25 protein-coding genes, 1 tRNA gene and 1 pseudogene are annotated in these 25,329 nt (G+C 70.8%); 15 read left to right on the top strand and 12 right to left on the bottom strand.

Annotated elements, in window-relative coordinates:
- Positions 1-28 precede the first annotated feature (28 nt).
- On the top strand, positions 29-1,207 hold the full coding sequence (manA, locus tag LO931_RS04145; RefSeq protein WP_229051946.1) for a mannose-6-phosphate isomerase, class I: 1,179 nt from the start codon (positions 29-31) through the stop codon (positions 1,205-1,207).
- 11 nt (positions 1,208-1,218) lie between these two features.
- Here the strand turns inward: manA and LO931_RS04140 are convergent, their stop codons facing one another.
- Positions 1,219-2,301: a mannose-1-phosphate guanylyltransferase gene (locus tag LO931_RS04140; RefSeq protein WP_229051945.1), complete on the bottom strand. Its 1,083-nt coding sequence runs from the start codon at positions 2,299-2,301 to the stop codon at positions 1,219-1,221.
- Between the two features lie 68 nt (positions 2,302-2,369).
- Between LO931_RS04140 and LO931_RS04135 the strand changes: the two genes are divergently transcribed.
- The 4 genes from LO931_RS04135 to LO931_RS04120 all read left to right on the top strand — a co-directional run bounded on the left by LO931_RS04135 (position 2,370) and on the right by LO931_RS04120 (position 4,768).
- Positions 2,370-3,296 carry an asparaginase gene (locus tag LO931_RS04135; RefSeq protein WP_229051944.1) on the top strand — a complete coding sequence of 309 codons (927 nt, stop codon included), beginning with the start codon at positions 2,370-2,372 and terminating at the stop codon, positions 3,294-3,296.
- A 111-nt stretch (positions 3,297-3,407) separates the two neighbouring features.
- On the top strand, positions 3,408-3,875 hold the full coding sequence (locus LO931_RS04130; RefSeq protein WP_229051943.1) for a helix-turn-helix domain-containing protein: 468 nt from the start codon (positions 3,408-3,410) through the stop codon (positions 3,873-3,875).
- Positions 3,872-4,405, top strand: a complete 534-nt coding sequence (locus LO931_RS04125) for a hypothetical protein (protein ID WP_229051942.1) — start codon at positions 3,872-3,874, stop codon at positions 4,403-4,405. Before LO931_RS04130 ends, LO931_RS04125 begins: the two co-directional genes overlap by 4 nt.
- 81 nt (positions 4,406-4,486) lie before the next feature.
- Positions 4,487-4,768 carry a DUF2516 family protein gene (locus tag LO931_RS04120; protein WP_229051941.1) on the top strand — a complete coding sequence of 94 codons (282 nt, stop codon included), beginning with the start codon at positions 4,487-4,489 and terminating at the stop codon, positions 4,766-4,768.
- A gap of 18 nt (positions 4,769-4,786) precedes the next feature.
- Here LO931_RS04120 and LO931_RS04115 read toward each other — a convergent pair whose 3' ends face one another.
- The 3 genes from LO931_RS04115 to LO931_RS04105 form a co-directional block, all read right to left on the bottom strand.
- The gene (locus LO931_RS04115; RefSeq protein WP_229051940.1) at positions 4,787-5,935 is read right to left on the bottom strand and encodes a YeiH family protein; all 1,149 of its coding nucleotides are present in this window, start codon (positions 5,933-5,935) and stop codon (positions 4,787-4,789) included.
- Positions 5,932-6,108 carry a hypothetical protein gene (locus LO931_RS04110; protein WP_229051939.1) on the bottom strand — a complete coding sequence of 59 codons (177 nt, stop codon included), beginning with the start codon at positions 6,106-6,108 and terminating at the stop codon, positions 5,932-5,934. Before LO931_RS04110 ends, LO931_RS04115 begins: the two co-directional genes overlap by 4 nt.
- Positions 6,109-6,237: 129 nt before the next feature.
- Positions 6,238-6,525: a hypothetical protein gene (locus LO931_RS04105; RefSeq protein ID WP_229051938.1), complete on the bottom strand. Its 288-nt coding sequence runs from the start codon at positions 6,523-6,525 to the stop codon at positions 6,238-6,240.
- A 52-nt stretch (positions 6,526-6,577) separates the two neighbouring features.
- Between LO931_RS04105 and LO931_RS04100 the strand changes: the two genes are divergently transcribed.
- Positions 6,578-6,880, top strand: coding sequence for a hypothetical protein (locus tag LO931_RS04100; protein WP_229051937.1), 303 nt, complete (start codon positions 6,578-6,580; stop codon positions 6,878-6,880).
- 581 nt (positions 6,881-7,461) lie between these two features.
- Positions 7,462-7,947 (top strand): hypothetical protein, encoded by a 486-nt coding sequence (locus LO931_RS04095; RefSeq protein WP_229051936.1) that lies wholly within the window; start codon positions 7,462-7,464, stop codon positions 7,945-7,947.
- A gap of 86 nt (positions 7,948-8,033) precedes the next feature.
- Here the strand turns inward: LO931_RS04095 and LO931_RS04090 are convergent, their stop codons facing one another.
- Positions 8,034-8,492, bottom strand: a complete 459-nt coding sequence (locus tag LO931_RS04090; protein WP_229051935.1) for a hypothetical protein — start codon at positions 8,490-8,492, stop codon at positions 8,034-8,036.
- Positions 8,493-8,968: 476 nt separating this feature from the next.
- Here LO931_RS04090 and LO931_RS04085 point away from each other — a divergent pair, with 476 nt between their 5' ends.
- Entirely contained in the window at positions 8,969-9,592 is a 624-nt protein-coding gene (locus LO931_RS04085) for an alpha-ketoglutarate-dependent dioxygenase AlkB (RefSeq protein ID WP_229051934.1), read from the top strand.
- A gap of 67 nt (positions 9,593-9,659) precedes the next feature.
- Positions 9,660-10,391, top strand: coding sequence for a YqjF family protein (locus LO931_RS04080; protein WP_229051933.1), 732 nt, complete (start codon positions 9,660-9,662; stop codon positions 10,389-10,391).
- On the opposite strand, the gene LO931_RS04075 is transcribed toward LO931_RS04080, so the two are convergent.
- The 3 genes from LO931_RS04075 to LO931_RS04065 are packed head-to-tail and all read right to left on the bottom strand — an operon-like array spanning position 10,388 to position 13,867.
- Complete coding sequence (locus tag LO931_RS04075) at positions 10,388-11,932, bottom strand: AMP-binding protein (RefSeq protein ID WP_229051932.1); 1,545 nt, start codon at positions 11,930-11,932, stop codon at positions 10,388-10,390. The two genes, LO931_RS04080 and LO931_RS04075, sit on opposite strands and share 4 nt — an antisense overlap.
- A gap of 7 nt (positions 11,933-11,939) precedes the next feature.
- Entirely contained in the window at positions 11,940-13,067 is a 1,128-nt protein-coding gene (locus LO931_RS04070) for a DUF5938 domain-containing protein (protein WP_229051931.1), read from the bottom strand.
- A 5-nt stretch (positions 13,068-13,072) separates the two neighbouring features.
- Positions 13,073-13,867: an SDR family NAD(P)-dependent oxidoreductase gene (locus tag LO931_RS04065; RefSeq protein WP_229051930.1), complete on the bottom strand. Its 795-nt coding sequence runs from the start codon at positions 13,865-13,867 to the stop codon at positions 13,073-13,075.
- A gap of 168 nt (positions 13,868-14,035) precedes the next feature.
- On the opposite strand from LO931_RS04065, the gene LO931_RS04060 reads away from it, so the two are divergent.
- Together LO931_RS04060 and LO931_RS04055 are read left to right on the top strand one after the other, a co-directional pair.
- Positions 14,036-14,659 carry a TetR/AcrR family transcriptional regulator gene (locus tag LO931_RS04060; protein WP_229051929.1) on the top strand — a complete coding sequence of 208 codons (624 nt, stop codon included), beginning with the start codon at positions 14,036-14,038 and terminating at the stop codon, positions 14,657-14,659.
- Positions 14,660-15,013: 354 nt separating this feature from the next.
- Complete coding sequence (locus LO931_RS04055; protein ID WP_229051928.1) at positions 15,014-15,808, top strand: hypothetical protein; 795 nt, start codon at positions 15,014-15,016, stop codon at positions 15,806-15,808.
- Positions 15,809-15,899: 91 nt separating this feature from the next.
- On the opposite strand, the gene typA is transcribed toward LO931_RS04055, so the two are convergent.
- Positions 15,900-17,777 (bottom strand): translational GTPase TypA, encoded by a 1,878-nt coding sequence (typA, locus tag LO931_RS04050; protein ID WP_229051927.1) that lies wholly within the window; start codon positions 17,775-17,777, stop codon positions 15,900-15,902.
- Positions 17,778-18,031: 254 nt separating this feature from the next.
- Here typA and LO931_RS04045 point away from each other — a divergent pair, with 254 nt between their 5' ends.
- Together LO931_RS04045 and LO931_RS04040 are read left to right on the top strand one after the other, a co-directional pair.
- Complete coding sequence (locus LO931_RS04045) at positions 18,032-18,493, top strand: MarR family winged helix-turn-helix transcriptional regulator (RefSeq protein ID WP_229051926.1); 462 nt, start codon at positions 18,032-18,034, stop codon at positions 18,491-18,493.
- A gap of 4 nt (positions 18,494-18,497) precedes the next feature.
- A complete protein-coding gene (locus LO931_RS04040; RefSeq protein WP_229051925.1) occupies positions 18,498-20,081 on the top strand; it encodes a DHA2 family efflux MFS transporter permease subunit in 1,584 nt (527 codons plus the stop codon).
- A 96-nt stretch (positions 20,082-20,177) separates the two neighbouring features.
- Here LO931_RS04040 and hrpB read toward each other — a convergent pair whose 3' ends face one another.
- Both hrpB and LO931_RS04030 read right to left on the bottom strand, forming a co-directional pair.
- Positions 20,178-22,700, bottom strand: coding sequence for an ATP-dependent helicase HrpB (gene hrpB / locus LO931_RS04035; protein WP_229051924.1), 2,523 nt, complete (start codon positions 22,698-22,700; stop codon positions 20,178-20,180).
- Positions 22,701-22,724: 24 nt separating this feature from the next.
- Positions 22,725-23,216: a YajQ family cyclic di-GMP-binding protein gene (locus LO931_RS04030; protein WP_229051923.1), complete on the bottom strand. Its 492-nt coding sequence runs from the start codon at positions 23,214-23,216 to the stop codon at positions 22,725-22,727.
- A 95-nt stretch (positions 23,217-23,311) separates the two neighbouring features.
- Between LO931_RS04030 and LO931_RS04025 the strand changes: the two genes are divergently transcribed.
- Positions 23,312-23,393: transfer RNA gene (locus LO931_RS04025), tRNA-Tyr, on the top strand.
- 74 nt (positions 23,394-23,467) lie between these two features.
- On the opposite strand, the pseudogene LO931_RS04020 reads toward LO931_RS04025, so the two are convergent.
- A pseudogene (locus LO931_RS04020) lies at positions 23,468-24,211 on the bottom strand (NADPH-dependent F420 reductase); the annotation flags it as partial.
- 73 nt (positions 24,212-24,284) lie between these two features.
- Here LO931_RS04020 and LO931_RS04015 point away from each other — a divergent pair.
- Positions 24,285-25,328 carry a hypothetical protein gene (locus LO931_RS04015; protein WP_229051922.1) on the top strand — a complete coding sequence of 348 codons (1,044 nt, stop codon included), beginning with the start codon at positions 24,285-24,287 and terminating at the stop codon, positions 25,326-25,328.
- Position 25,329 lies beyond the last annotated feature (1 nt).

The following is a 25,329-nucleotide window of genomic DNA, read 5'->3' as shown; positions in this document are numbered from 1 at the left end:
GTCGAGGCGTCGACATACGATGGCGGCCATGCATCGGCTGCGGAACGCCTCGCGCGACTACGACTGGGGTTCCTCGTCCGACATCCCCCACTTCCTGGGGGCGTCGCCCGACGGTCGCCCGCTCGCGGAGATCTGGATGGGCACGCACGAGCTGAGTCCCTCCGAGGTCGAGGTCGACGGTGACACGGCGTCGCTGGCCGGTGTCGCGGGTCAGCTGCCGTACATGATGAAGATCCTCGCCGCGGGCCGCCCGCTGTCGCTGCAGGTGCACCCGAACGCCCAGCTCGCGCGGGTCGGCTTCGAGGCCGAGAACGCCGCCGGGGTGCCCCTCGACGCGCCGCACCGCACGTACAAGGACCCGCGCCACAAGCCCGAGATGGCCTACGCGCTGACGACTTTCGACACGTTGGTCGGGTTCCGTCCCACGGCCGAGATCCTGCGCGTGCTCGACGGCATCGACACCGACCTGGCGTCACGGCTCGCCGAGGAGCTCCGGGTGAAGCCGGGCTTCGACGGCATCGTCCGGATCGTCGAGCAGCTCGTGCAGGAGCCGCCGGAGCCGGCCGAGATCGCGGCGATCGTCGACGAGTGCCGCCGGCTCGTCGCCCAGCACGTCGACGTCAAGCGCGCCTACCTGACGGTCCTGGAGGTCTCCGAGCACTTCCCGGGCGACTCGGGCCTCGTGCTGACGCTGCTGCTCAACCGGGTCACGCTGCAGCCCGGCGAGGCGGCGTTCCTCGGCGCCGGCATCATCCACGCGCACCTGCACGGCATGTGCCTGGAGGTCATGACCTCCTCGGACAACGTCCTGCGCGCCGGGCTCACGAGCAAGCACGTCGACCCGGAGGGCCTGGTCACGTGCCTCGAGCGCGGCATGTCGCGCCTGGCCCGCATCACGCCCGAGGTGGTGGGCACCGAGACCGAGGTCTTCGCGCCCGACGTCGACGAGTTCGCGCTCGCGGTGACGCAGGTGGCCGTCGCGGCGAACGGCGTCGAGCTCTACGGCACGGGGCGCCGCATCGCCCTGTGCACGGGCGGTCGGGTCGAGCTGGTCGCCGGCAACGGCGACCGCCTCTCGATGGTGCGCGGCGACTCGGTCTACCTCGATCCCGCCGACGGACGGGTCGAGGTCGAGGGCTCCGGCGAGGTCGCCGTGGCGTTCACGCCGGACGACGAGATCGCCGGCCGCCTCATCGACCTCGTCTGACCCCGCCCCGCTCACTGCAGGTCGGCGCGGCCGAGCTCCTGGAGCGCGGCCGAGACCTCCTTGACGCGCTGGCTGTGCTCGCGGGTCGTCACGAGCAGGGCGTCGGAGGTGCGCGCGATCACGACGTCGTGCAGCCCGACGACCGCGACGGTCGTGTCGTCGCCGGAGATCACCAGCCCGTCGGCGTCGACGAAGATCGTGCCGGGGCTGGAGGTGGCGCCGACGTCCGCCAGCGCCGCGAAGTCGCCGATGTCGTCCCACCCGAAGCGGCCGGGGACGACCGCCATGCCGCCCTCGAGCGAGACGGGCTCGGCGATCGCGTGGTCGATGGCGATCTTGGTCAGGGTCGGCCACACGCGGGCGAGCACGAGGTCCTGCTCGGCGGAGTGCCAGGAGCGGGCGATCTCGCGCACGCCGTCGTGCAGCGTCGGCTGCAGGCGGGCGAGGTGGTCGAGCAGTACCGAGGCCCGCACGACGAACATCCCCGCGTTCCAGCTGAACGACCCGCTCGCGACGTACTCCTGCGCGGTCGCGAGGTCGGGCTTCTCGACGAACCGCCGCACCGCCAGGGCGGTGGGGGCTCCCTCGACCGCGAGCACGTCGCCGCCCTCGATGTAGCCGAACGCGGTCGACGGCGAGGTGGGCGTGATGCCGATCGTGACCAGCAGGCCCGTGCGGGCGGCGACGACCGCCTGCGTGACGGCGTCGGCGAACGCCTCGTCGTCGTCGATGACGTGGTCGGCCGCGAAGGAGCCGATCACGGCGTCCGGATCGGTCTCGGCGATGATTGCCGCCGCGACCGCGATCGCGGGCATCGAGTCACGGGGCGACGGCTCGACGACGAGGTGCGACAGGTCCGGGAGCTGCTCCCGGACCCCGCTGGTGTGGGCGATGCCCGTCACGACGTGGACGCGGTCGGGGCCGACGAGCCGGTCGAGCCGGTCCCACGTCTGCTGCAGGAGGGTCCTGCCGTCACCGAGCAGGTCCAGCAGGAACTTGGGCCGGGCCTGCCGCGACAGGGGCCAGAGCCGGGTGCCGGAGCCGCCGGCCGGCACGATCGCGTGGAGGTCGTCCAGGGAAGGGCGCGAGGTCACGGTCGTCAGCGTAGTGGCGGTGGGCGGGTCCGGTCCGCGGATCCGTGACGCGGTCCTAGTCTGGCGAGGTGGACGTGCTGGTGGAGGTCGAGCGGTCGGGACTCGTCGAGAGTCGTCATCGGGGCGTGCTGGTGCACGTCGACCCGGCGGGGGAGGTCGACTGGTCGATCGGCGACCCGACGACCGTGATCTTCCCGCGGTCGGCGAACAAGCCGATCCAGGCGCTGGCGATGCTCGAGGCCGGCCTGCCGCTCGACGGCGCCGAGCTCGCCATCGCGACGTCGAGCCATCACGGCGAGGTGTTCCAGCTCGAGGTCGTGCGGGCCGTGCTGGCGCGCGCCGGGCTCGACGAGTCGGCGCTGCAGACGCCGGCCTCCTGGCCCGACTCGCCGCACGAGCACGCGCGCGTGATCCGCGAGGGCGGCGGCAAGGCGCCGATCCTCATGGACTGCTCGGGCAAGCACGCCGCGATGCTGCTGACCTGCGTCGGGCAGGGCTGGTCGACGCACGACTACCTGGATCCGGGCCATCCGCTGCAGCAGCGGGTCACGGAGGTCTTCACGCGGGAGACCGGCGGCCCCCCGGCCGTCGTGGGGGTCGACGGGTGCGGCGCGCCGCTCCTCGCGACCTCGGTCCTCGGGCTCGCTCAGGCGATCGGTCACATCGCCACCGGTGGCACGGCGGAGTCGCGCCGCCTCGTGGACGCGATCACGGCTCACCCCACCCACGTCAGCGGCACCCGCAGCACCGAGCGGCACTTCATCACGGCGATGCCGGGCGCCATCGCCAAGACCGCGGCCGAGAGCACCATGGTGGTCGGCTGGCCCGACGGGTCGGCGCTGGTCGGCAAGGTCGAGGACGGGGGAGCGCGCGCGCTCACCGTCGCGATGGCCCGAGCGGTGGAGGTGCTCGGGGGGCCGAGCGTGCTGCCCGAGCCGCGCCCGGTGGTGCTCGGCGGGGGTCGGCCCGTCGGCGAGATCCGCCCCGCGTTCTGACCGGGGCAACATCGCCGCAGGTCAGAGGCCTGTCCACCGCTCCAATCCCTGTGACCCACATCGCTCGCTGTTCTGCTTGCACTTGCTTGCTTTTGCAAGCACGATGGAGACATGGCGAAGCTGACCTCGACCGACGGCGTGACAGGCGCCGTCAAGGACACGGTCAAGGACACCGTGGGGGGACTCGGTGAGTACCTCCGCGAGCAGCGTCGCCAGGCTCAGCTCTCGTTGCGTCAGCTGGCCGAGGAGTCGGACGTCTCGAATCCGTACCTCAGCCAGATCGAGCGAGGCCTGCGCCGTCCGTCGGCAGAGGTGTTGCAGCAGATCGCCAAGGCTCTGCGCATCTCGGCCGAGTCGCTCTACGTCCGCGCCGGGATCCTCGACGTCGACCGGAGCGGCCCTCGGATGGTCGAGGACGCCATCGCCCTCGACCCACGGCTGACCGAACGACAGAAGTCGACCCTGCTCGACATCTACCGCTCGTTCGTCGGAGCCGACGTCGCCACCGGCGACGAGCTGGCCCTGGAGCTGTCCGAGCAGACCGAGAACACCAACGTCCAGGAGGACACCGCACCATGAGCATCACCGATTCCGTGAACACCCGCATCAAGGCCATCGCGAAGGACGTCAAGTCCCTCACCGACGAGCTGGCCAAGATCGACGTCAGCGACCTGCAGGGCAAGGCCAAGACCTCGGCCGCCACCGCCTACGCCGATCTCGCCAAGCGCGCCGAGGAGCTCGTCGCCGCGGCCCGCTCCGTCACCGCCGACGACGTCCGCTCGGCCGTCAAGGTCTACACCGACAAGGCCGAGGAGACCGTCTCCGAGACCGTCGCCAAGGTGACCAAGAAGGCGCCCGCCGCGAAGAAGGCCGCGCCCGCCAAGACCGCTCCGGCCGCCAAGAAGGCGCCTGCTGCGAAGAAGGCCCCGGCGGCCAAGAAGGCCCCCGCCGCGAAGAAGGCTCCGGCCAAGGCCACCGCCACGAAGGCCACGCCGGCCAAGAAGGCTCCGGCGAAGAAGGCCCCCGCCAAGAAGGCGCCTGCTGCGAAGAAGGCTCCGGCGGCCAAGAAGGCTCCCGCCGCGAAGAAGGCTCCGGCCTCGCAGGCCTGATCCTCGGCTCCGCACACCACGGGCGGACCGACATCCCACTCTCGGGGATGTCGGTCCGCCCGTGGTCGTTACGCTGCTCCCGTGTTCGAACTCGGATCCCTGCAGTCCACGATCGCCCTCCTGCTGACGATCGTGCTCTTCGTCGTGAAGGCGTTCGCCCTCGGCGACTGCGTCGCCCGCAGCGGCGGCGACTTCGCGGGCACCGACACGCTGTCGAAGAACGCGTGGCTGCTGATCCTCGGCATCGCCGTGGTCGCGCACCTGGTCTGGTGGAACCCGCTCTCGCTGCTCAACCTCGCCGGCACCGTCGCCGCCCTGGTCTACCTGGCGCAGATCAGGGGCTCGTCCTCGTCGTCGTGGTGAGCCCCTGACCCGTGCGCGTCAGAGCGTGAAGCCGGCGAACAGGATCGAGGCCAGGGCCAGCGCCAGGCCGATGTTGACCAGCGTCGCGGCCGCGAACACCCCGATGGGGCGCCAACCGGCCTCCCGCAGCGAGGTCACCTTGAACTCCAGGCCGATCGACACGAAGGCCAGCGTCAGAAAGCTGTCGCGGAACACCTTGATCGTGCTCTCGAACTGCTCGAGGTTCGCGGCCGAGGCCTGCTCGGCGTAGACCGTCGCCAGTACCGAGGCCGCCAGGAAGCCCAGCACGAACTTCGGGAACCGGTGCCACAGCTCGACCGCCTTCGGGGCACCCTCGCTGCTGCGCTCGACCTTGAACGCGAACCAGGCGGTCAGGCCCACGGCCACGAAGCCGATGAGGGCGTTCTGCGTGAGCTTGACGATCGACGCGATCTGCAGCGGCTCCTCGCCGGCGATCGATCCGGCCGCCGTGACCGCGGCGGTCGTGTCGATGTTGCCGCCGAGCCAGGCGCCGGTCACCGAGGGCGACAGGCCCAGGAGGTCCGCCAGCCACGGCAGGATGAAGATCGACGGCAGCGCGAACAGGATCACGAGGCTCGCGGTGTACGCGAGCTGCTCCCGCTTGGCGCGCACGGCCCCGGCGGCGGCGATCGCGGCGCTGACGCCACAGATCGAGACGGCTGACGCGAGCAGAGCACGCAGCTTGTCGTCCAGCCCCAGCTTCCCGGCGAACCACCAGGTGAAGGCGAAGACGCCCGTGATCAGCAGCAGGCCCTGCAGGATCGCCGGCCCGGCCGCCCGCACGATGACCGAGAGCAGCACGGTGGCGCCCAGCACCACGAGGCCGGTCTTGATGAAGAACTCGGTGCGGAAGCCGACGGCGATACGGTCCCGCACCCCGGTCGCAGCGAGCACCGCGTTGAGCAGCAGGCCGATCGCGATCGCGTAGACGGGGTACTCGACCGCCGCGCCGAGCTCGGCGAGACCGCCGTCGGCGGTCCACTCCGGCACGTGGACGGCGAGGTAGCGGGCGAGCAGCCCGCCGACGACCACGGCGGCCAGGCCTGCGAGGAAGGCCCCGGTCCAGAGCCCGCGGCGCAGGCTGACGACGGAGTCCTCGAGCGGCCCCTGCTCCGTCGCCCGGTTCTGATCCGCCCCCGCGCTCACAGCGGGATCCAGTCGGCGGTGATGACGCCGGCCGCGGCGAGCGCGACGACCACGAGGCCGACGATCGTCGCCAGCCAGTCCTCGGAGAGGGCGAAGCTGCGGGCCTCGTCGACGTCGGCCTTCGGCGTGCTGGGTGGGGTCCCGTCAGGCGACGGGGTGGACTTCTCGGACATGCTGGTGCCTCCCGATGGCGGTACGTGTCCGCCCACCGTCGCAGCGTCGCGCCGCCGATCGTGCGTGTCTCGCCCTGCAAGACCAGGCTGCAGGCAGTCCTGTCCGGCGGTATCGCGGAGGCGACCGCGTCAGACGGCGGGGCCGGGCTCGCGGCGCGCGCCGAGCCGCGGCGGGTGCAGCCAGCGGGTGGCGACCATCAGTGCGGTCGCGACGTCGGAGTCGCTCGGCCCGAGTCCGTGCGTGCCGGCGGCCAGGGCCGACAGGAGCCGCGCGGTCTGGTGCGGGTCGAGCTCGTTGTCGACCGTGCCGTCCGAGATCGCGGCGCTCACGAGCGGCTCGAGCGTGGCGACGTCGGTCGGAGCCCCGCCGGCAGCACGTTCGAAGGCGCCGATCAGCGCGTCCCAGGCCGGAGTCACCCCGCCAGTCTAGGGCGCGACGGTGGCCACCGGTGTCGCGTACGGTCGGAGCGTGGACGCCGTTCAGGTCAATGCGCTGGCCGCCAACGTCGCCGTGCCGGAAGACCTTCAGTGGACCGACGAGCGGCGAGGCGAGGAGTTCCGGCTGACGTCGATCACGATCCGGATGCTGCCCGACGGCAGTCTCGCGGCCAAGGCCTACGGGCGCCCGACGGCCGGGGGTCGTGGGGCGTACACGTCGTTCCCCGTGCCGGAGCGGCCCGAGCTCGCCGGCCTCGTGGCGGCGGCCGCGGCGGAGGCGGCGCGACGATGGGCCCAGGCGAGCGAGGCGTGTGATGTCTCAGGAGATCGGTGACAGGTCTGTATCGCGACATGGGTGCCGCTCGATGTCTCAGGACTTGGGTGACGGTGGGGTGTGTTTCGATCGTGGGCCGCGGCGACGTCCGTTGCCGACGTATCGCGTGCCCGGGACTAGTCGGGTGTGCTCGGGGCAGACCGTTTTTGTCACCCAGGTGACAACTTCCGTCCGAACCAAGCCGAATTTCACTGTCAGCGTTGATGGGTTGTGTGACTGGTGTAACGCTGCGGTTTGACGGTTCTTACTTGGGAGGCTTCATGCGGACATCGCACCACAGATCAATCCGATGGGTCGTAGCGTTCGTTCTGGCTCTCCTCGTGACCGTCCCGTCTTCGGCGGCGTGGGCCTACCGATCTGGTGACTACACCGCGACCGGCGTCAAAATTCGCACCGGCGCCGGCACCGGATACACCTCAGTCGGCCTCGGGTACCCCGGTCAGGGGATCTGTTTGTGGTACACCCAGAGCGGCTGGGGCAACCACACCAACCGGGCCACGGGGGTTCGCGGCTGGTCGAGCAACGCGTATCTCGCCATCTACGTCCCAACTGTCTACTGCGCATAAGAACGGGGATTTGACATGAAGTTGAACGTTGCCCAGCGAGTGGCGGCGGCCGGCGGCGTCTTCGCCCTGGTAGCCATCGCCTCTAGCGCAGTGGCTTTCGACGGCGAATCGCCTGATAGCGGGGGACCTGACACCGTCGTCGCGGCCTCTGAGCAAGAACCGTCGCCCCCGATCGAGAAGACGGCCGGGTCACTGCTGTGTGAGGCCGATGAGGTTCCCGACCTGATCGTCGAACGCTTCCCCGACGACAAGACTCCCGGCGCGGCGACCGTGCTGGAAGCCTTGCGGGAGATCGTCCCGGAGGCGACGGCCGACACCATCATCGAGACTCCCTTCGGACCGGCCTCCAAGAGAGCCCCGGTCTGGGTCGAGCACGCCGGCGGCACCTACGTCGTTGACCAGGCTCCAGCTGGGGGCTGGTTCGCTTCCAAGGCCACCCTGAACGGCTGCAACGACCTCTCGTCGTTCAAGCAGCTGGACTCAACGTCAGCTCTCCCGTGATGCCCTGACGCTCGCCTTCCGGGCTGCAGGCTCCTGTATCGGCACCGCAGCTAACGTCAGTCCAGCAGAGAGCGGCAGGACGAGGTTCAACCCACTGGGAGATCGCAGGTCGCCTGTGGGTCGGTAGAGATGTCGCTGACCTTCCACGTGCCTGTCGTGTCGCGCTCCAATCCGACGATCTGCTCGTAGTACCCGGTGATTGGCTGCAGTTGTGCGACGCCATCGATGTAGTCGGCGATCTTGCTCGGGTCGATGCAGCGCGTGATGGTGACCACGACAGAGTCCTCCGGCGTCACCATCACCTCGGTGGGCGTGGTCTTCGCGTCCCATCCCGGTTGCCTCGTCGTGGTGCGACCTTCGGCCTCTGCCTTCATGAATTGATCCCAGACAGCAGGCCAGTCCGCGTGAGTGTCCTGCAAGTACGCGAGGACGTCGGGCGTGGCCCGGCCGGCCTCGAGAAAGTCGTTGATCTTCGCGTCGTACGAATGGAGAAAGTCGATGGCCTCGTGCGCGGCCTCGACCTGAGTCTCGGAGAAGTTGTTCACCCAGTCAGGCGCGGCCGTCGGCGGTGAGCTCGAGATCGGGGATGGAGATGGAGAAGGACCGTCTTCGCCGCTGCACGCGGCCAGGCTGGCCGTTAGAAGGAACACGGCTGCGACGCAGCCGCTATGGCGCTTCAGGTTCCGTCGGTCCATCTCACGTGCACCCCCGGTGCTTCCTCTGCCTCGTCCGAGTATCGCACCCGGTCCCGACACCTCGCGCAACTGAGAGTTCCGGGCGGCTCACCATCGCCCGTCCGAAATCGGTCGGCTGTGGCGTATATGACTGCCGACTGCTGGGGCTGAGTCGAAGAGCCGGAGGATGCGATCTAACGTCGAACTGTCACCGGGAGAAGTCTCCGGATCGTCACCGATGTGCTGATTCGAAACTGTCACCGAAGACCTGCGAGATGGCACAGGCGAGCGAGGCGACACGGCCCCAGGCCTAGAACATTCGTTCGATCCCTGCTTATCATGACGGCGTGTACTTCCAGGCGTCGCTGCTCGACCACGCCGAGGTCCCGACGCTCGGGGCGCTCGGCGCTCGGGTGCAGCGGCGCGACCTCGGTGACGGGGCCTGGGTCGACGTCCGGCCCGGCTGGGTCGACGGGGCCGATCCCCTCTTCCTGAGCCTGCAGACCACCGTGCGCTGGAAGGCCGAGCGCCGCGAGATGTACGACTCCGTCGTCGACGTGCCGCGCCTGCTCGCCCACTTCGGCCCGCAGCACGAGTGGCCCGACCCGTCGCTGCAGCAGATGCGCGGCGCGCTCAACGCCCACTACGCCGACGAGCTGGGGGAAGAGTTCGTCTCGGCGGGGCTCTGCTACTACCGCGACGGGCGCGACAGCGTCGCCTGGCACGGCGACCGCATCGGACGGGGTCGCGAGGAGGACACGATGGTGGCGATCGTCTCGCTCGGGGCGCCCCGGCGGCTCAGCCTGCGGCCGCGCGGCGGCGGGGAGGCGATCGGCTTCCTCGTCGGCCACGGCGACCTGCTCGTCATGGGCGGCAGCTGCCAGCGCACCTGGGACCATGCGGTGCTCAAGACGTCCAAGCCGGTGGGCCCCCGCATCTCGGTGCAGCTCCGCCCCCGCGGCGTGCTCTGAGGCGCAGGCCGCGAGCGTCACACGATCTCACCGGGCCGGGAGCGCTCGGCGCGAGGAGGATGGAGGGGTGACGACCCTCGATCCACGCCCGCCGGAGCTGGCCGGACCGAGGATCATGCGCCAGACGTGGGACCAGCTGGCCTACGTGCACTGGGCGGTCGATCCCGAGCGGGTCGCCCCGCTGCTGCCCCGGGGGACGCGTCCCGACGTCCTCGGCGGTTCGACCTATGTGGGGCTCATCCCGTTCGTCATGCGGCGTGCGGGCTTCGGTCGAGGACCGGCGATCCCCTGGCTGGGCGACTTCCTCGAGACGAACGTGCGGCTCTACTCGGTCGACGAGGCCGGCCGCCACGGGGTCGTGTTCCGCTCGCTCGAGACCGACCGCCTGGCCGTGAGCCTCGCTGCCCGGCTCGCCTTCGCGACGCCCTACACCTGGGCCCGGATGTCGCTCGAGCGCGAGGGCGACGTGCTCGAGTACCGCACGCGCCGCCGGTGGCCGACTCCGCGGGGCGCCGGCGGTCGCATCACGGTGCGCCGCGGTGCGGTGATCGCCGACCCCGACGACCTGTCGGTGTTCCTGACGGCTCGCTTCGGGCTGCACACCCGCCACCTCGGACGCACCTGGTGGGTGCCGAACACCCACGCCCCGTGGGTGCTGCGCGAGGGTGAGCTGCTCGGGCTCGACGACACCCTCGTCGCTGCCGCCGGACTGCCGGGCGTCGTCGATACCCCGCCCGTCTCGGTGCTCACGACCGATCCGGTGCACACGTCGTTCGGCGTGCCGCGCCTCGTGCGCTAGCCCTCCGCGGGAGCGTCCCCGACGAGCAGCCGGGCCTTGATCTCGGGCTTGACGACCTTGCCGACCTTCGAGCGCGGGAGGTCGTCCCAGACGTGGACCTCCTTGGGCGTCTTGACGCTGCCGATGCGCTCCTTGACGAACGCCCGGAGGGCCTCGCCGTCGATCTGCGCGTCGGGCTCGGGCTGCACGACCACGACGACCCGCTCGCCCCACTTCTCGTCGGGGAGGCCCAGCACGGCGCAGTCGCGGATGCCGCCGTGCGCCATGACCGCCTGCTCGACCTCCGTGGAGTACACGTTGAAGCCGCCGCTGATGATCATGTCCTTGGCGCGGTCGACGATGAACAGGTAGCCGTCGGCGTCGAGGTAGCCGATGTCGCCGGTGTGGTGCCAGCCGTGGGCCGACGCCTCCGCGGTGGCCTCGGGGTTCTTGTAGTAGCCGGCCATGACCAGGGGACTCCGCACGACGACCTCACCGCGCTCGCCTCGGGGCAGGAGCGTGCCGTGCTCGTCCATGATCTCGACCGTCACGAGCGGCGCCGGCCGGCCGGCCGACGCGAGTCGGGCGGTGGCCACCGAGCCGTCGGCCTCGAAGTGCTCCGCGGGCGGCAGCATCGAGATCATCATCGGCGCCTCGGTCTGGCCGAACAGCTGACCCATGACGGGGCCGATGCGCCGCAGCGACTCCTCCAGGCGCGTGACCGACATGGGGGCGGCGCCGTACCAGAAGCACTCCAGCGACGACAGGTCCGTGGAGTCGAGCCGCTCAGAGCCCAGCAGGGCGTAGATGAGGGTCGGCGGCATGAAGGTGTGCGTCACGCGCCGCATCTCGACGAGCTCCAGGAACCGGTCGACGTCGGGGCTGCGCATGATGACGATCTCGCCACCGAGGCTCAGGACCGGCATGCAGAGCACGCCGGCGGCATGGGTCAGGGGAGCGATCGCGAGGTAGACGGGCCGGCGGCCGAACGGGTAGCCGATCAGCGTCATGCTCGTCATGGTCTCGAGGTTCGACTCCGTGAGCAGCACGCCCTTGGGCTTGCCGGTGGTGCCGCCCGTTCCCACGAGCATCGCGATCGAGTCGGGCTCGTGCTCGTCGGTCGAGTCGGCCGGACCCGTGAACGCGTCCCAGTCGATGCCGCGGACGGGAGCCCCGTCGAGGCACACGAAGGTGTGCACGCCCGGAAGATCGTCGGCGATGCGCTCGACCAGCGGCGCGAACCCCTCCTGGTAGATCAGCACCTCGCAGTCGAACGCCGACAGGAGGTCGCGGTTCTCGGCGGCCTCGTTGCGCGGGTTGATCGGACACCACACGGCCCCCGCCAGGCTGATCCCGAAGACGCATGAGAACGAGATCGGGTCGTTCGCCGAGAGGATCGCGACCTTGCCGCCCGGGCGGACGCCGCGGGCGACCAGCGCCGCGGCGACCCGACGGGCCAGGTCCTGCACCTCGCGATAGCTCAGGGAGCGGTCGTCCAGGGTGAGGCAGGGGGCCTCCGCATCGAGGGAGGCCCCCTTGTCGAGGTAGTCGACGAGTCGCATGCGTGCCTCAGGCCTGCACGGTCAGTCGGGGCTCGGCGACCAGGCCGAACGCGCGCAGCACGCCCAGCAGCTCGCGGTGACCGAAGGCCTGGCAGCCGCTCGCGAACCCCACGCGCAGGGGCGGGGTCTGCAGCAACGAGTAGGCGGCATAGGCCTGCAGGAGGCCCGTCTGCTTGTAGTTGCTGTTGCCGTGGATGACGCAGTGCGCGCGACCGAGCGGGCCGGATGCGTGCACCGAGTCGAGCGACTTGTTGACCCGTGGGTTCTCGCGCGGGGGCATGACGTTCATGACCTGGAGCGCGGTCTCGGTCAGGGCTGCGTCGCGGTCCTCGGGCGACATGTCCTTGGTGGCCTCGAGCGCTGCGGCCACGATCTGCGGCACGCCGTGCATCAGTGCCGCGTTGAAGACGCCGCCCTGCGCCTTGCAGTTCGCGACGCGGGGATCGCGCTTGAACCAGACGGGGTGTGACGTGCCGCCCCACGGCAGCGACAGCGCGAGCTCGTGCTGCCCGGGGACCACGAGCGGCACGAGGCCGGCCTCGGGGTCGAACGGCACGTAGGTGTTCTGCTCGAGGTACTGGGCGGCGGAGGTCGCCGCGTTGACCAGGATCGTGCGGGTCGAGGCGATCGTGGGGCTGCCGCCCCAGAACACCGCGATGTCGAGGGTGTCCAGGCCCGGCGTCTCGAGGCAGAGCTGGGCCGCGATCTCGCCGGTCGTGTACATCTGGGCGATGCCCGGTGAGAGCAGCAGGCCGGCGGCCGCGAAGTCGGCACCGTACTGCTCGTCGCACGTCACGAGCCAGTCCTGCTCGCCCGTGGTGTCGGTGTAGTGCGCGCCCGCCGCGAGGCAGGCCTCGACGACCGCCGGACCCAGGTCGGAGAACGGGCCGACGGTGTTGAGCACGACGTCGGCGCCCTCGAACAGCCGCGTCAGCGACTCCACGTCGTGCTCGACGGCGACGATCTCGTACTCGGCCGTCTCGACGCCGGCCACGTGGCTGGCGAGGGACTCGGTGAGCTTGTCCTCGCTGCGGCCGGCGGCGATGAACGGGACGTTGTACTCGCGCAGGTACTCACAGACGAGACGTCCGGTGTATCCGGAGGCTCCGTAGACCACGACACGCTTGTCCGACATGGCGTTCACATCCCCATTCCACCGTCGACGGGCAGTCCTGCACCCGTGATGAACCTCGCGGCGTCCGACGCGAGGAAGACGACCGCGTCCGCCATGTCCTCGACCTCGCCGAGGCGGCCCGCGGGCGTGAGCTCGATGACCGCGCCGACGGCGGCCTCGGGCGACTCGAACAGTCCGAGCTTGGCGACGTCGTTGGCCAGGCCGGCGCCCATCTCCGTCGGCACCAGGCCGGGGTAGATGCAGTTGACGCGGACGCCCGTGCCGAGCTTGCCGGCCTCCATCGCGGCGACGCGGGTCAGGCGGTCGACCGCCGACTTCGTGGCCGAGTAGACCGCGATGCCGGGGAAGGCGATCGTGGCCGCCACCGAGGCGACGTTGATGATCGCGCCGCCGTTGCCGGCGGCTCCACCGGGACGCATCGCGCCGAGGCCGTGCTTGATGCCGAGCGTCGTGCCGAGGATGTTGACCTCGAGCATGCGGCGGACGTCGTCGGCCTGGACGTCGGTGAGCAGGCTCGTGATCTCGATGCCGGCGTTGTTCACGAGGATGTCGAGGCCGCCGAGCTGTCCGACGGTCTGGGCGACGGCGTTCTCCCACGTCGCCTCGCTCGTGACGTCGAGCTCGACGAAGCCGTGGCCGTCGCCGAGCGCGGTGGCGGCGGCGCGTCCGGCGTCGGTCTGGACGTCGCCGATCATGACGCGGGCACCGGCTGCGGCCAGGGCCGTGGCCATGCCGAGTCCGAGGCCTTGCGCGCCTCCCGTGACGAGCGCGGTGCGCCCGGTCAGGTCGAATACGGTCATCGGTTCTCCTTCGTCGCCGCCGTCAGCCGGAGCCCACGGCGCTGTGGGGTGATGCACGTCACGTTGGCGTAACATCTTGACACTTGTCAAGACTTTTCTGGACAGTTGTCAAGATCGACGACCTCGACCGTCCGCTCGGACTAGGCTGGGGCGGCGAAGGAGGCAGTCATGGCAGTCACACCCCTCGAGGGCGGCGAGAACGCGTCGTCCGGCAAGGCCGACCGGCGACGGCTCGAGCTGGCCGAGTCGGCCTTCAAGACCCTCGGCGAGCTGGGCTACGCGCGCTCCAGCCTGCGCGAGATCGCCCAGAACTCCGAGTTCAGCCACGGCGTCGTGCACTACTACTTCAGCGACAAGATCGACCTGATCACGTTCTGCGTGCGTCACTACAAGACGGCCTGCTCGCGGCGCTACGACGCCGTGGTGGACGCCGCGACGACGGTCGAGGAGCTGACCGAGGGCTTCCTCGCGACGATGGGTGCGACGCTCGTGGAGGACACGGGGCTGCACCGGCTCTGGTACGACGTCCGGGCGCAGAGCATGTTCGAGCCCTCGCTGCGCGGCGACGTGCTGCACGTCGACCGGCTGCTGGAGCAGATGACCTGGCGGGTGCTCACGCGCTACGCCGAGCTGGCCGGCCGCGCGCCGTGCGTCGACGCGCCCACGGCGTACGCCCTCGTCGACGGCCTCTTCGAGCAGGCCGTCATCGCCGGCTCCGTCGACCCCGCCACTGCCCGAGCGAACCTCACCGCCCGCGTCGCCACGACCCTCCCCCTCCTCCTCACCCCCTAACCCCTGGGCGGTGACTTAGAGACCCGTCCGCCCAGCGGGCGGTGACTTATGGACCAGTGCGCGGACCGGACACGTCTCAGACTCACCGCTCAGGCGCGGGACACGTCCGATACTCACCGCCCCGGGTTTTCCGCAGGTGACGGCGGTCCACAGCCGACGAGGTCGGCCAGGTCGGGTGCGCTCAGGTGCGGTCAGGCTCTCGCCATGGGGCCAGATCCACACGTTCCGGAACCGCTTCGAGCCATGCCTTTTCGCGCGAGCACGGCCGCGGCACTGGGCGTGTCCGCACGCATGCTCCGAGGTAGCGCTTGGCGCCGTCTCTTCCCGCGGGTGTGGGTACACGTCGATCACGTGATGACGCGCAGCGACTGGGTCCTGGCCGCCGTCCTGACCCTGCCGCCCGACGCGCGACTGACCGGCATCACCCGCATCCAGCAGCTCGGCCTCGACCACGGCCCGGAACGTCCGCTGCACTTCGTCGTCGCGCGGGACCACCACATCGCCACCGAGGGCATCATGCTGCACCGCACCGAGCGCATGCCGTTCGCCGACGACCACGCCGTCACCCCGGCCGCCGCCTACCTCGCCTACTGTTCGGAGGCGATCGTGCTCGACGCGATCGTCGTCGGCGACTGGCTCCTGCGTGAAGGTCACATGACCCTGGCCGGACTCGTCGAGCTCGCCCGCCACGACGACTGGCGCGCCGGTTCCGCGCAGGCCGTCTGGATCGCGCCCTACCTCGACGGCCGTTCGTGGTCGACCGAGGAGTCAGCGTTCCGCGCCGCGCTCGTGTTCGCGGGCCTTCCGAAGCCAGACCTCAACGTCGAGATCACGATCGACGGCCGCACGATCATCGCCGACCTTGCCTGGTTGATCTGGAGGCTCATCGCCGAGTACGAGGGCGGCCACCACCAGACCGACCGTCGCCAGTACCTCATCGACATCGACCGATACGCGCTCGTCCGGACCACGGACCTGCGGTACCTCCAGGTCACGAAGGAGCAGATGCGCAACGTCATCGCGGTCGTGACGAAGGTCCACGCGGAGCTCGTCGCCGGCGGCTACGACGGCCCGGCACCCGACTTCGGTCCGCACTTCCGCAGCCTCTATCGCCGCATCCCCGCGGAGCCGCCCCCGCGTCGGCGGTGAGTTTGGGACGAGTGCGAGGCATGCACACGTCCCCAAGTCACCGCTCGCGGAGCGGACAGGTCCCTAACTCACCGCCCAGGGGCGGGAGGGGTCAGCGACCGGAGCGGCGGGCCTTGGCGGCGCGGGCGCGCTCGGACTGGTTCAGCACGACCTTGCGGATGCGCACGTGGGTGGGCGTGAGCTCGACGCACTCGTCCTCGCGGCAGAACTCCAGCGACTGCTCGAGCGACAGCTTCTTCGGCGGGATGACCTTCTCGAAGTTGTCCGACGTCGCCGACCGGATGTTGGTCTGCGCCTTCTCCTTGGTGATGTTGACGTCCATGTCGTCGTCGCGCGAGTTCTCGCCGACGATCATGCCCTCGTACACCTCGGTGGTCGGCTCGACGAACAGCGTGCCGCGCTCCTGCAGGTTCGTCATCGCGAACGACGTGACGGCGCCGGCGCGGTCGGCCACGAGCGAGCCGGACGGACGCGTGGAGATCTCGCCGGCCCACGGCTCGTAGCTCTCGAACACGTGGTGGGCGATGCCCGTGCCGCGCGTGTCGGTGAGGAACTCGGTGCGGAAGCCGATCAGGCCACGCGCCGGCACGAGGAACTCCATGCGGACCCAGCCGGTGCCGTGGTTGATCATCTGCTCCATGCGACCGCGGCGCACCGCGAGCAGCTGGGTGATGGCGCCGAGGTACTCCTCGGGCGCATCGATCGTGAGGCGCTCGACCGGCTCGTGGATCTTGCCGTCGACCTCGCGCGTGACGACCTGAGGCTTGCCGACGGTCAGCTCGTAGCCCTCGCGGCGCATCTGCTCGACCAGGATGGCCAGCGCGAGCTCACCACGACCGTGGACCTCCCACGCGTCGGGGCGCTCGGTCGGGAGCACCTTGATCGAGACGTTGCCGATCAGCTCCGACTCGAGGCGGTCCTTCACGAGGCGCGCCGTGACCTTGGTGCCCTTCTCGCGACCCGCGAGCGGCGAGGTGTTGGTGCCGATCGTCATCGAGATGGCGGGCTCGTCGACGTGGATCAGCGGCAGCGCGACCGGGTTCTCCGGATCGGCCAGCGTCTCGCCGATCGTGATGGTCGACATGCCCGCGATGGCCACGATGTCGCCGGGGCCAGCCTTCTCGCCGGGCTTGCGCTCGAGCGCCTCGGTGATGAGCAGCTCGGTGATCTTGGTGCGCTCGATCGAGCCGTCGCGCTTGATCCACGCGACCTGCTGACCCTTCTTGAGCTCGCCCTCCTTGACGCGCACGAGCGCGAGGCGGCCGAGGAACGGCGAGGAGTCGAGGTTGGTGACGTGCGCCTGCAGCGGCGCGCCCTCGGTGTACTCCGGGGCGGGGACGGCGTCCATGATCGTCTGGAACAGCGGGATGAGGTTCTCGTCCTCGGGCAGGCCGCCGTCGGCGGGCTTCGTCGTCGAGGCGCGACCGGCCTTGGCCGACGCGTACACGACGGGGAAGTCGAGGGCGTCGTCGCCGGCGTCCTCGGGCAGGAGATCGAGGAACAGCTCGTAGGTCTCGTCGACGACCTCGGCGATGCGCGAGTCGGGGCGGTCGACCTTGTTGACGACGAGGATGACGGGCATCTTCGCGGCGAGCGCCTTGCGCAGCACGAAGCGCGTCTGGGGCAGCGGGCCCTCCGAGGCGTCCACGAGCAGCACGACGGCGTCGACCATCGACAGACCGCGCTCGACCTCGCCACCGAAGTCGGCGTGGCCGGGGGTGTCGATGATGTTGATCGTGACGCCGCCCTCGGGCGAGCCGGGGCCGTTGTAGCGGACCGCGGTGTTCTTCGCGAGGATCGTGATGCCCTTCTCGCGCTCGAGGTCACCGGAGTCCATCGCGCGCTCGGTCAGCTGGTGGTGCTCGTCGAAGTTGCCCTGCTGCTGGAGCATGGCGTCGACCAGCGTGGTCTTGCCGTGGTCGACGTGGGCGACGATCGCGACGTTGCGCAGGTCATGGCGAATGGGCATGCAGAAATCCGAGTCTGGAGAAGGGGGCGGCGCGGCGGCCGGGGTGACGGCGCAGAGGCGCCGCCTTGATTCTACGGCCTGGCCTCGTGTGATCTGGCACACCCAGACCTTCGGCCGATGCGTCCTGTCGGTGGTGGCCGCGACGATGGGGGTGCGCAGGCGTGACGGAGCGCGGTATTCCCCCGAGGAGGTGCGAGCCATGTCACATCACCTGCCGACCTGCAATGGTTGCCGATCGGTTAGCATTTCTCTTCGTGTCCACCTCCTCCGTCGTCCTCTACGACCAGCTGCAGGACTTCCTGCAGCGGGTCATGGGCGTCATGCACTCCCGCACCAACGACGCTGCGGCCGACCTCGATCTCACGCTCAACCAGGCCAAGACGGTGTTCCTGCTGGCCTGTGCCACGGAGCCGCTGCCCATCTCGGCGATCGCCGAGGAGGTCGGCATCTCGGTGGCGGCCCAGGGGCGCGTCATCGACCGGCTCGTGAAGCTCTCGATCGTCGAGCGGCGCGAGAGCGAGGCCGACCGTCGGGTCAAGCTCGTCTCGCTGGCCCCGCGTGGCCTGGAGCTGGCCGACGCCCACGGCGAGCAGAAGGCCCAGGCCCTGCGCGACGTCGTCGACCAGATCCCCTCCGACCTGTGTGCCCGGCTCTCCGCGGCACTCGAACCGATTCTCGCAGGCGACCACCTGCGTCCGACCTCCAGAAAGAAGTGACTGCATGAGTGCATCCGCACCCGCAGCGACCGACAAGCTCGACGGGCCGGTGCTGAAGGTCGCCGGCGTCGTCGTGCTCGGCGCGATCATGTCGATCCTCGACATCACCGTCGTCAGCGTCGCGCTGCCGACCTTCGCGAACGTGTTCGACACGACGCTCGCGACCGTCGCCTGGACCATGACCGGCTACACGCTGGCCCTGGCCACGGTCATCCCGTTGACCGGCTGGGCGGCTGACCGCTTCGGCACCAAGCGGCTCTACATCGCCGCGCTGGTGCTGTTCACCGCCGGCTCCGTGCTGTGCGCCGCAGCCGACTCGATCGAGATGCTCATCGCGTTCCGCGTGCTGCAGGGTCTCGGTGGCGGCATGCTCATGCCGCTCGGCATGACGATCCTGACGCGGGCCGCCGGCCCGGAGCGCATCGGTCGCCTCATGGCCGTGCTCGGCGTGCCGATGCTGCTCGGCCCCATCAGTGGCCCGATCCTCGGCGGCTGGCTCATCGACCAGTTCAGCTGGCACTGGATCTTCCTGATCAACCTGCCGATCGGCATCATCGCGATCGCCGTCGCGTGGCGCGTCCTGCCGAAGGACACCGAGTCCAACTCGGAGTCGTTCGACCTCATGGGCATGCTGCTGCTGTCGCCCGGTCTCGCGGCGTTCCTGTTCGGCGTCTCCTCGATCGCCGAGGGTGGCAACGGCGTGCACCTCGGCCCGCGCGTGTGGGTCTCGGTGACGATCGGCCTGCTGCTGATCACGGCCTTCGTGTTCCACGCGTTCCGTCCGGAGCACCCGCTGATCGACCTGCGCCTGTTCAAGAACCGTCGCCTCACGGTCGCGGTCGTCACGATGTTCGTCTTCATCGTGGCCTTCATGGGCGCGGGCCTGCTGTTCCCGAGCTACTTCCTGCAGGTGCGAGGCGAGACGACGCTCATGGCCGGTCTGCTGATCGCCCCGCAGGGTCTCGGCGCGATGATCATGATGCCGGTCGCCGGCTTCATGGCCGACAAGATCCCGGTCGGCCGCACGGTGCCGTTCTTCATGCTGCTCATCGCGGCCGGGTTCGTCCCGTTCACGATGCTCAGTGCCGACACCTCGTACTGGCTCCTCGGCGGCGCGCTGTTCGTGATGGGTCTCGGTATGGGCGGCACGATGATGCCGATCATGACCTCGGCGCTCAAGACGCTGACCAACCACGAGGTGGCCCGCGGCTCGACGCTGGTCAACATCGTGCAGCAGGTCGGCAGCTCGGTCGGTGCGGCGGTGCTCTCGGTCATCCTGACCAACAGCATCCAGGCGTCGCCGACCATCCAGGGCGCGGTCGACGAGAACGGCGAGCCGCTCACCGAGGCGGGCGTCGCGATCGCCACGCAGATGCAGCCGGGCCTGCTCGACCAGCTCGGCCTGCCCGGCGACGTGATCCAGCGAGGTCTGTCGTTCGCGGCCGACGCGTTCTCCTCGACCTTCATGGTCGCGCTGGCGCTCGTGCTGGTCGCGATCGTCCCGGCGCTCTTCCTGCCCCGGAAGAAGGAGGAGTCGCACCTCCTCGACGACGAGGACGCCACGGCAGCACCCATCCTGCTGCACTGAGCGGAGCGATCCTGCTGCACTGAGCGGAGCGATCCTGCTGCACTGATCGTCTGACGCAGCACGACGAGGGCCCCGACCGCACGCGGTCGGGGCCCTTCAGCGTGGGCCGCGGGGCGTGTTCGTGCGTCGCGTGGCGGGCGCGCTGCGGGGATCGTCCGGCCAGGCGTGCTTGGGGTACCGCCCGCGGAGGTCGGCCCGCACCCCCGGGTAGCCGTTGTCCCAGAAGGACTCCAGGTCGGCCGTGATGGCTGCCGGTCGCCGCGCGGGGGAGAGCAGCTGCAGCAGGAGCGGGACCCTCCCGTCCGCCAGCACCGGCACCGCCGACCAGCCGAACACCTCCTGCAGCCTGACGGCGAGCGTCGGCTGCTCCGCGGCGTAGTCGATCCGCACGGTCGACCCGCTGGGCACCTCCACCCGTTCCGGCGCCAGCTCGTCGAGCCGGCCGGCCTGCGGCCACGGCAGCAGCGCCCTCAGGGCGGCCGTGACGTCGATGCGGCGCAGGTCCTGGGCCGAGCGCACCCGCATGAGCTGCGGTCCCACCCACGAGGAGAGGTTCCGCGTCAGTGCCTCGTCGCTCACGTCGGGCCAGGGATCGCCGAGCGCCCGGTGCAGGAAGTCGAGGCGAGCGCGCAACGCGGTGGCCGCCTCCGTCCAGGTGAACAGGGCGATGCCCTCGCTCTCCACCGCTCCCCGGATCGCCGCGGTCACGGCCTCCACCGGGGGGTCGCCGAGCGGGACGGAGCCGAGCTCGATCGCGCCCAGCAGAGTGCGTCGGCGGGCCAGCACGCGCCCGCCGGTCCAGCTGACCTCGTCCACCTCGGTCCAGAGGGAGCCCGCCGCCTCCAGGGCCAGGTCCTCGGTGAGCGGTGCCGCCGCACGGATCCGGGCCTCGCGCTCCCCGGGGCGACGGTCCGCGTCGCCGACCGCGAGCCACTCGAGGCCGGCCAGGGCGCCCGGGTCGCGACGGTCGAGTGCGGCACCCGTGCCGGAGGTCATCAGGTAGGTCGAGCCGCCGGGGCGCTTGCGCGCGATCCGGTCCGGGTGGGCCAGCGCCACCACGAGGCCCACCGCCACGTCGTCGGTCAGCGGTCGCGCGTCGGGCGAGGCCTCCTGGTCCTTCGCGATCGACTCCAGCCGGGTGACCTGGCTGCGCCACGCGCCGGCCCGCCGGTCGGAGCGCAGCGACCGGAGCGCGGCCACCAGGTCGCCGCCGGGAGCGCGGACGTCCTCGCCGAGCATCGCGACCACCTCGGCGGCCCGCCTGGCTCCGACGAGCCCGGCGCCGTCGATGAGGGCCCGCGCCAGCCGGGGGTCGACCGGCACGTCGGCGATCACCCGCCCGCGCGGGGTGGCCAGCCCGTCCTCGGTGATCGCCCCCAGGTCCAACAGCACCTGTCGGGCGGCCGCCGCGGCGTGCGCGGGTGGCTGGTCGAGCAGGGCCAGGTCTCGTGCGTCGCGATGACCCCAGCGCGCCACCTCCAGCGTGAAGGCCGTCAGGTCGGCGGTGGCGATCTCGGGCTCGGGGTGGGCCGCCAGGTGGGCCTGCTCCGCCTCGGACCAGCACCGCAGCACGGCGCCCGGCCCCAGACGCCCGGCCCGTCCCGCTCGTTGCTCGGCCGCGGCCCGGCTGACCGCGACCGTCACCAACGAGGCCAGTCCGCGACGGTGGTCGGTGCGCGGCTCGCGCGAGAAGCCGGCGTCCACGACGACGCGCACGCCGGGGACCGTGAGCGACGACTCGGCGATCGCGGTCGAGACGATCACCCGGCGGCGGGGACCCTCGCTGAGCGCACGGTCCTGCTCGGCTCCGGTCAGCCGGCCGTGCAGGGCGTGCACGGCGGCGTCCACGCCGGCCAGGCGGCGGATGGTCGCCTCGACCTCGGCGACGCCTGGCACGAAGACCAGCACGTCACCCTCGTGCTCGGCCAGCCCACGCCGCACGGTCGCGGCGACGTGGTCGTGGAAGGCCGGGGTGATGCCGCGGTCGTCGGTGCGGCGTGACCCGGCCGGCAGCGGGCACCAGACGACCTCCACCGGGTGCAGCGCACCGGGAACGCGGATGACCGGAGCGCCCCCGTCGTGCGCGCCGAGCAGCGCGGCCGTCCGCTCGGCCTCGATCGTGGCCGACATCGCCACCAGCAGCAGGTCCTCGCGCAGGTTGGCCCGGATGTCGAGCAGCAGGGCCAGGGTCAGGTCGGCGTCCAGGTGGCGCTCGTGCACCTCGTCGAGCACGACCGCGCCGACGCCGGCCAGCTCCGGGTCGTGCTGCACCCGGCGCAGCAGCAGTCCGGTCGTGACGACCTCGATGCGGGTGCGCCGACTGGTGCGGCGGTCCCCGCGCACGGCGTACCCGACGGTCTCGCCCACCGGTTCGCCCAGCAGGTGTGCCAAGCGGCGGGCCGCAGCGCGGGCCGCGATGCGGCTGGGCTGCGTGACGACGACCCGCCCGTCGACGGCGTCGGCGACCGCCGGCGGGACCAGGGTCGTCTTGCCGGTGCCGGGTGGGGCCTGCACCACCGCGACCCCGCGGGTGCGGAGCGCCTCCTCGAGGGCGGCCAGGCCCGCGGTGACCGGGAGGTCGGGCGGCGCGTCGAGCAGCCTGCGCAGCGGGTCGGACACCTCTGCAGTGTGCCCGACGACCAGCTAGCGGTAGTTCGTGAACTGCACCGGGAAGTCGAGGTCGGCGGCCTTGACCAGCGCGATGATCTCCTGGAGGTCGTCGCGCTTCTTGCTCGTGACCCGCAGCTCGTCGCCCTGGATCTGCACCTTGGCGCCCTTGGGGCCCTCGTCGCGGATGATCTTGGAGACCTTCTTGGCCTGCTCGGTCGTGATGCCGTCGCTGAAGGTGCCGTTGAGCTTGGTCTCCTTGCCGCTCTGGCGAGGGTCGTCGGTCTCGAGCGCCTTGAGGCTGATGCCGCGCTTGATGAGCTTCTCCTTGAAGACCTCGAGCACGGCGAGGGCGCGCTCGTCGGCGTTCGCGGTGATCTCGATGCCCTGCTCGCCCTTCCACTCGATCGTGGCGCCGGTGCCCTTGAAGTCGTAGCGCTGGTTGATCTCCTTGACCGCCTGGTTGAGGGCGTTGTCGGCCTCCTGGCGGTCGAACTTGCTGACGATGTCGAACGACGAGTCGGCCATCTGCGTCTCCTCCGAGGGGGTGGATCTGGATTCGATCAGCCTAACGGCGTGGGGTAGGCTCTCTCTCCGTCGCCCGCACTGCGAGCGGCACGCGAGGCAGGTTGCCCGAGCGGCCAAAGGGAGCTGACTGTAAATCAGCCGGCATTGCCTTCGAAGGTTCGAATCCTTCACCTGCCACGTACGGGCCAGGGCCCCCAGCACTCACTGCTGGGGGCCCTGGTGCGTTCCCGAGCACTGCGGGATCCAGTCGCCTACTCGTCGCGGTACCGCACGGCGGCGTCGAGCTTCTCCTGGAGGAGGTCGGCCGTGACGGTGCGCGGCGCCCAGTCCGCGTTGTCCGGGCTGGGGTCGGCGTAGAGGCTCGCGTACGCGGCGGTGTCGCGCTGGTAGCGCCAGCCCTCGGCGAGCGGGCCCACGTCGTGGGCGTCGTACCCGAGCCGATCCAGCAGCGCGCTCGCGTCGGCCTTCGCGGAGGCGTCGTCGCCGGCGATGGCCAGCACCGAGCGGTCCGGGGCGCCCGACGGCCGCGCGAGCGTCCCGAGGTGCTTGAAGTAGATGTTGTTGAACGCCTTCACGACGTGCGACTCGGGCAGGTGCGCCTGGAGGAGCTCGCTGGTCGTGGTCGACTCGTCGTCGAGCTCGGCGATGGAGCCGTCGCGCTCGGGGTAGTAGTTGTTCGTGTCGATGACGACCTTCCCCCGCAGCGGCTCGACCGGCACCTCCCGGTAGGCCTTGAGCGGCACGGTCACCACCACGACGTCGCCCTCCTCGGCGGCCTGCTCGGCCGTCGCGGCCCGGGCGTGCGGACCGAGCTCGTCGACGAGCTCGCTCAACGTCTCCGGCCCTCGACTGTTGCTCAGCACCACGTCGATCCCGGCGTCGACCGCCAGGCGTGCGAGGGTGCTGCCGATGTTGCCGCTGCCAATGAGTCCGAGTGTGGTCATGACGGGGTCAACGGCTGCCCGGTCGTGGTCATTCCACGACCACGAGCGGTGCCGGCGGGCGGTCTCCCACCGCGACCGTTAGCGTCGTCGGCGTTCGAGACGTCCGACGACCGGGGGAGCCGTGATGACCGATCCGACCGCCCTGCGGCTCGTCCACCGCCCCGGCCGGCCCCTGCGCACCCGCCCGCGCCGTGTGGGGCTCGACGGCGTGCTCGGCCGACTCGACCGCGCCTGCACCTGGACCGACGTGCCCGGTGACGCTGCCGAGGACGGCTTCCGGTGGGACGACCGCGACGTCGGCACCCGCTGGTGGTACCCGCAGGGCGTCACGGCCCGCCTCGACCCGGTCGACTCGGCCGGTGACGGCACGTGGACGGGGCGTCCCGTCCTCCTCACGAGCTGGTACGGCCACGGCGGACTCGGGTACCTGCTGCTCGGCTCCCGGATCTCGGTCGTCGACGTCGGGCCGGGCCCGGCCCCGCGTTACGCCCACGTGCGACTGGTCGAGGAGCGACGCATCGGCGGCCTGCCCGGGCTGCGGCGCGTACCGGTGCACGCCGGCGGCCTCGCCTGGTACGGCGACCACCTGTTCGTGGCCGCCAGCGGCGGGGGTCTGCGCGTCTTCCGACCGGCCGACGTGCAGCGCCTCCGCTCCCGGCTGCGAGGCCGCGGGGCACGTCACGTGCTGCCGCAGGTCGGGGCGTACGAGGCGGAGGCGGACGCGGACCTGCGCGGGATGGTCTACTCCTTCCTCTCGCTCGAGCGTGGTGGCGAGACCGACCACCTCGTGGCGGGGGAGTACGGCCGCAAGGGATCGGGCCGGCACCGCCTGCTGCGATTTCCGCTCGACCGGTCCACCGGGCTGTTGAAGGTCGACGCCGACGGGATCGCGCGGCCGGCCGAGGTGGGTGAGGGCGTCCCTCGCATGCAGGGGGCGACCGTCGTCGACGGGACGTGGTTCGTCACGGCGAGCTCGGGGGAGGGCAACCCGGGCGACCTGTGGGTCGGGCGTCCCGGGGCGTTGGAGCGGCACCGCGGCGTCCTGCCGACCGGGCCGGAGGACGTGACGTCCTGGCCCGGGTCCGACCAGCTGTGGTCGCTGACCGAGTGGCCGGACCGTCGGTGGGTGTATCGCATCGACGGATCTCGCTGGTCGGGCCACCGCTAGC

Origin of the sequence: Aeromicrobium sp. Leaf350 (assembly GCF_916858655.1) — a bacterium.
In the GTDB taxonomy this organism is placed as follows: Bacteria; Actinomycetota; Actinomycetes; order Propionibacteriales; family Nocardioidaceae; genus Aeromicrobium.
Note: the sequence above shows the minus strand (reverse complement) of the source record. Positions and strands in the feature narration are given on the sequence as shown.